Annotated in this window: 6 protein-coding genes; all 6 read left to right on the forward strand. The window is 41.7% G+C overall.

Going from position 1 to position 6611, the window contains the following annotated elements; translation table 11 throughout:
- Positions 1-151 precede the first annotated feature (151 nt).
- Positions 152-1129: an acyl-ACP desaturase gene (locus tag IC612_RS01555; RefSeq protein WP_194738403.1), complete on the forward strand. Its 978-nt coding sequence runs from the start codon at positions 152-154 to the stop codon at positions 1127-1129.
- 103 nt (positions 1130-1232) lie between these two features.
- Positions 1233-1664, forward strand: coding sequence for a BT0820 family HAD-type phosphatase (locus tag IC612_RS01560; RefSeq protein ID WP_194738422.1), 432 nt, complete (start codon positions 1233-1235; stop codon positions 1662-1664).
- 4 nt (positions 1665-1668) lie between these two features.
- Complete coding sequence (gene map, locus IC612_RS01565; protein WP_194738404.1) at positions 1669-2478, forward strand: type I methionyl aminopeptidase; 810 nt, start codon at positions 1669-1671, stop codon at positions 2476-2478.
- A gap of 117 nt (positions 2479-2595) precedes the next feature.
- The gene (gene era, locus IC612_RS01570; protein ID WP_194738405.1) at positions 2596-3477 is read left to right on the forward strand and encodes a GTPase Era; all 882 of its coding nucleotides are present in this window, start codon (positions 2596-2598) and stop codon (positions 3475-3477) included.
- Between the two features lie 65 nt (positions 3478-3542).
- Entirely contained in the window at positions 3543-3974 is a 432-nt protein-coding gene (locus IC612_RS01575) for a DoxX family protein (protein WP_194738406.1), read from the forward strand.
- Positions 3975-4061: 87 nt separating this feature from the next.
- Positions 4062-6461 (forward strand): alpha/beta hydrolase family protein, encoded by a 2400-nt coding sequence (locus IC612_RS01580; RefSeq protein ID WP_194738407.1) that lies wholly within the window; start codon positions 4062-4064, stop codon positions 6459-6461.
- Positions 6462-6611: the final 150 nt, after the last annotated feature.

The raw sequence follows: 6611 nt of genomic DNA on the forward strand, positions 1-6611 counted from the left end.
AATTAACCGACCTTTGGGTCGGTTTTTTTATGCTAATCCGATGTATAATTTTTGCCTTATTTTAGTACGAATTGTACAGTTATGACTAGTATAAAGAAGTCTTATGCTAAGTATAATATTTTACTTATCTTCGTAACCATAATAAATTTAGATGTATAACCAATTAGTAAAATTAGAAGTGATGAAGACCTTAGGCAAAGAGGTCGGTTCATTTATAGAAAAATATTTAACTCCTGTAGAGAAAATTTGGCAACCTTCGGACTTCCTACCAGACACCACTGCGGATGATTTTCATACCGAGCTGCAAGAGCTCCAGCATTTTGCCCATGATATGCCTTACGATTTGTTTGTTACCCTCATTGGCGACTGCATCACCGAGGAAGCTTTACCCAGTTATGAAAGTTGGATCATGGGGATTGAAGGGGTGGACCAAGTAAACGGTAACGATTGGAGCAAGTGGGTTCGGAGTTGGACCGCTGAGGAAAATCGCCACGGTGATTTACTTAATAAATACCTTTATCTCTGTGGTAGAGTCAATATGAGGGAGGTGGAAATCACCACCCAATATCTGATACAGGACGGATTCGACATTGGAACTTCAATGGATCCATACAGGAATTTCGTATATACCAGTTTTCAGGAAACCGCCACTAATGTATCCCACCGAAGGGTAGGCTCCTTGGCCAAGCAAAGTGGAAATAAGAAACTGGCAAAAATGTGCGCAGTAATAGCTGCCGACGAGGCGCGCCACGCTAAAGCATACAAACATTTTGTAGCGCGTATTTTCGAACTGGACCCTTCAGAGATGATGCTTGCCTTCGAGGACATGATGCGCAAAAAAATTGTGATGCCTGCCCATATGATGCGCGAAAGCGGTCAGAAGGCAGGAGAGTTATGGGGGCATTTTTCTGATGCGGCGCAGCGCTGTATGGTTTATACTGCTCAGGACTACATTGACATACTTAAAGACCTACTGGAAGGCTGGAAAATTGAACATATTTCCAATCTGAATGAATCTGCCCAAAAAGCACAGGAATATTTGATGAAATTACCTGCAAGATTACAACGAATAACCGACCGAATTGCAACTCCGGACCATGAATACCAATTTAAATGGGTGAAGAGCTAAGAGAGAAGTAAATATATTTTTCGATCGGGCCGTTTCTAGAGAGAATCGGCTCGTTTTTTGTATCTTTGCCAATCTTAAAAATTCAACGCTACGGACAGTAATGATAAAGAGTAACAAGAAGTTGGCTATCGATTTTGATGGCACCATCGTAGAGGATGCCTATCCAGGCATAGGAAAAGCGAAAACATTTGCATTTGAAACCCTTAAGCAGCTTCAGAGTGAAGGATACCGCCTTATCCTCTGGACGTACCGTCATGGTCAGTCCCTACAGGAAGCAGTGGACTTTTGCAAGAAGAACGGCGTAGAATTCTATGCGGTGAATTCCAGTTTTGAGGGGGAAATATTTGACTCCGAGCATGCATCCCGAAAGATCGATGCGGATCTTTTTATTGACGACAGGAATTTGGGAGGTTTCCCAGGATGGGGAGAAATTTATAACATCATCAACGAAAAGATTGAATTCCGAGTAAATGGTGGTGAAGTGCTTGCATACTCCAAGCTAAAAAAAGAAAAAAAGAAAGGCCTTTTCTGGTAAACCTATGATACAGCTTAAAACCATTGAGGAACTAAGACTGATGCGTGAGAGCGCGCAGCTGGTTTCTAAAACGTTAGGGATGCTTGCACGGGAAATACAACCAGGAGTCACTACCCTGCATTTGGATACTCTTGCTGCAGAGTTTATACGTGACCATGGTGGAGAACCTGCGTTTTACCAAATGTACGGTTTCCCTAAGCACCTGTGTATTTCACCGAATTCTGAAGTAGTGCATGGCATACCTAATGAAAAACCACTTAAAGAAGGAGATATACTTTCTGTGGACTGCGGGGTGTACATGAACGGGTTCTATGGTGATCATGCATATTCTTTTCAGGTGGGGGAAGTTGATCCACAAGTAAAAAAACTTTTAGAAGTAACAAAAGAGTCTTTATACAAAGGAATAGAACAGTGCGTGAGAGGAAAGCGTGTAGGAGATATTTCCCACGCAATTCAAAGCCACTGCGAAGCCCACGGGTATGGAGTTGTCAGAGAGCTTGTAGGACATGGTCTTGGAAAAAAGATGCATGAGGACCCCCAAGTGCCAAACTACGGAAAGAAAGGGAGCGGAAAAGTTCTTAAAGACGGTATTGCCCTGGCTATTGAACCCATGGTGAACATGGGTACTGAAAAAGTAGTATTCCATAAGGACGGTTGGACAGTAACTTCAGCAGACAACTCACCATCGGCCCATTTCGAGCACGATGTATGTATTATACAGGGAAAACCTGTGCTTCTTTCTACTTATCGCTACATCTATGAGGCGCTGGGTATTACAAGCAGTGAAGAAGAACCTTTCACAATGGATTTTTAATACTATTTAAGGCTATCTGATTCTTTATTTTTTAAAATTCGCATTGTCAAAGTAAATGCGGACCCATCCTAATTTAAATTGCTAAATTTGGATATCTAACTATTTAATATTACTAATTTGAACGCACATAAAGCTGGATTTGTCAATATAGTAGGCAAGCCAAATGCCGGCAAATCCACCCTGCTTAATAATCTAATGGGGGAAAAACTGGCTATTGTGACCCAAAAAGCACAAACGACAAGGCACCGTATTTTTGGTATCTATAATGAGGAAGATGTACAAATCGTTTTCTCCGACACCCCTGGGGTGCTAGATCCAAAATACGAACTCCAGGAGCGGATGATGGATTTTGTGAAGGATTCGCTTCAGGATGCAGATGTGTTCCTTTTTATAGTAGACATCACCGATAAAACCGAACAGAGTGAATTTCTAATTGAGAAGCTCAATAAAATTCCTGTGCCGGTTCTAATACTGATAAACAAAATTGATGCATCCTCGCAGCAGGCCATGGAAGAGGTCATAGAACAGTGGCATCAAAAAATTCCAAAAGCCGAGATACTTCCCATTTCTGCTTTGGAGGGAATTAATACGGAGCTGATTCTACCTAAACTTAAATCTTTACTTCCTGAGAGTCCACCGTACTACGATAAGGACCAGTTCACCGATAAATCAGAACGCTTCTTTGTTAATGAAGCCATTCGTGAGAAGATTCTTCTGAACTACGAAAAAGAGATTCCTTATGCGGTGGAAGTGGTCACAGAACAGTTCAAAGAAAAAGAAGGTATAATTTTTATTGATTCTATCATCTATGTGGAACGTGATACACAGAAAGGGATTATCATTGGGCACAAAGGGGATGCGATCAAGAAAGTGGGCACGCAAGCCCGCATGGACCTAGAGAAATTCTTTGGAAAGAAAATACATCTTAATCTTTTTGTGAAAGTAAAGAAAGACTGGAGAAAAAGCGACCGTGATCTAAAGAGCTTCGGCTATAGATAGAAGAAGTTAGGCATAACGCCACTTGGAAGTTTTTTTTATTAGCTTTGTTATTAAAATTATACTCTATGGGTTATTTTACCTCGATTAAGACCTATCCGGTCGTAAACGAGCTCGTTCTTTTGGCAGTACGAATTTTTATAGGATTTGCAATGATTTCCCACGGGTTTCCTAAACTTATGAAACTCTCCGGAGACGAGCCAATTAGTTTTTATAATTTCCTTGGCCTTGGTCCTGAAGTTTCCTTGGGATTGGCCGTATTTGCAGAGTTCGTATGCTCTATATTTATCATATTAGGACTTTTCACACGTTGGGCGGTGTTTTTCCTTCTAATAACCATGGCTGTAGCTGGATTGGTGGTTCATGGATCCGATCCCTTTGGAGATAAGGAAATGAGTCTTCTCTATCTTGCTAATTATTTAATGCTTTTCGCCTTTGGACCAGGAAAGTTCTCCATCGACGCCATGATTGCCAAGCGAAAGGAAATGTCAGCATGGTAAGGTAACATCAACAAAATTATTTCTAAGCAGCAGTCATGCTGCTTTTTTTTGTTTATTATTCTTAAATTCGTCAAAAATGAAATAAATATGAGAATTCAATTGACGGCTGTGATCCTGGCCTTTATGGGGGTGGCCCAAGCTCAGGAAAACATCACCTACCAACAACCCTCCGAGGCCATTTTAAAACTGGCAGACTATGAACGAGCACCTTCCGTGTGGATGGATTCCAAACGGGACTGGATGATTTTTTCGTATAGGAACACGTACAAAACACTGGACGAATTAAATCAGCAGGAGATGCGCTTGGCAGGGCTGAGAATAAATCCATTGACCAACATTTCCAGTACGATGACCTACACCAACAACCTTAAAGTACGAAAACTTCAGGACAAGAATGAGGTGCAGGTAAATGGTCTTCCCCAGAACGCGAAAATAGGATATACATCCTTTTCTCCTGATGAAACAAAACTGGCCTTTACAAATACTACTACTAGCGGAGTGGAACTTTGGGTTTTAGACCTTAAGACTGCAACCGCTAAAAAGATCACCGGTGCTCATCTTAATGCCAACTTAGGAACACCTTTTACTTGGCAAAAGGATTCAGCCCACCTTCTTGTACGGATGATACCCTCCAACCGGCCGAAATTAATTGATGGAGCATTAGACCTTCCCACTGGGCCTATCGTATCCACTTCCGATGGCAAGGTATCTCAAAATCGGACCTACCAAGATCTACTTAAAAATCCTCAGGACGAAGCCAATTTTGAAACTCTTACACGTTCTGAACTCCATGTGGTGGGATTGGATGGAACTTCCAAGAAACTAATGGATCAGGATATCTATGCTCAGATGAGCTACTCCCCAGACGGTAATTATTTAATGCTAACTACCATTAAGCGTCCGTACTCGTATATTGTTCCATTGAGCCGGTTTCCACAGACTACCTCTATATACGATAGAAGCGGTACCCTAGTAAAAAAAGTAAATGAGGTTCCATTAACGGAGATTATGCCGAAAGGATTTGCCTCGACAAGAACCGGAAAAAGAAGCATGCAATGGAGGGACGACAAACCTGCATCACTAGTGTTTGCAGAGGCACTTGATGGAGGAGATCAGTCCGTTAAAGCAGAGAAGAGAGACGAAATCTTTTCATGGGATGCACCGTTTAGTTCACAACCAGAAAGTCTCTTTAAAACCAATCAACGTTATGCCGGAATCCAGTTTACCAATTCCGATTATGCCATAATATCTGATAGCTGGTACGACACTAGAAACACCAAGTCCTATTTACTCGATTTAAAAACCGGTGCAAGTAGAGTTATTGACGATAGAAACTATCAGGATGTGTATAGTGACCCGGGTGCCTTTGTAGAGACGAGAAATGCATTTGGAAGAAATGTGGTAAATGTGGAAAATGGAAAATCGTACTTAATCGGAGAGGGGTACTCCAAGGAAGGGCAGAAACCTTTCATTGATGAAATTAGCCTGAAAGATTTAAGTAAGAAAAGGATTTACAGTTCCAATCTGAAAAATCAGAAGGAAAGCATTATCGACATACTTGATATAAAGAAAGGGGACATACTGGTAAGTGTGCAATCTGCTACCGATTATCCAAACACCTATAAGCGCAATATTAAAAATGCAAAAGCGACCCCTATAACCTCATTCTCTAATCCTTTTTCCAGTCTTTCCGGAGTACACAAGGAAGTGATAAAGTACAAAAGAAACGACGGTGTAGAACTTACGGGGACTTTATACCTTCCGGCAAGCTACGACAGAAAAGCCAAGAAAGAGAAACTACCTTTACTTATCTGGGCCTATCCAACAGAATATAAGGATAAAAATACGGCAGGACAGAATACGCAGAATCCCAACGACTTTACATTCCCAAGCTACGGATCTTTTATCTATTGGGTGAATAAGGGGTATGCAGTGCTGGACGATGCAGCGTTCCCTATAATCGGAGAAGGGAAGACGGAACCCAACGATACGTTTATTCCTCAGCTTGTAGCCAACGGTAGGGCGGCGATAGATGCACTGGACGCCTTAGGTTATATTGATAGAAATAAAGTAGCGGTAGGAGGGCACTCCTATGGTGCTTTTATGACGGCCAACCTTCTTACCCATACCAAAGACTACGCGTGTGGCATTGCCAGAAGTGGAGCCTATAACCGCACCCTTACCCCGTTCGGTTTCCAGAGTGAACAACGGAATTATTGGGATGTACCAGAAATTTACAATACTATGTCTCCATTTATGAACGCGCATAAAATGAAAACGCCTATGCTACTTATCCATGGGGATGCAGACAATAACCCGGGCACATTTACCTTGCAGACGGAGCGGTATTTCCAAGCCTTGAAAAATTTGGGAGCGCCCGTTCGAATGGTTTTGCTTCCTAAAGAGTCCCACGGCTACGCCGCCAAGGAAAGTGTACTTCACACTCTTTGGGAGCAGGAACAATTCCTAGATAAATGTTTTAATTAATTGTATATAGAGGCTGTCCCCATAACTAAAATGAGGACAGTCTTTTGTTTTTAGCCAATTGGGGTTAAAAAAGTAGATTTTGGGTTTTTAGCCCAAGCAGAAGGACGGTTTATGCCGTCCTTTTCTTGATATTATGTGCTAGAGCATGTA

It is taken from the genome of Planobacterium oryzisoli, assembly GCF_015354315.1.
Taxonomy (GTDB): domain Bacteria; phylum Bacteroidota; class Bacteroidia; order Flavobacteriales; family Weeksellaceae; genus Planobacterium_A; species Planobacterium_A oryzisoli.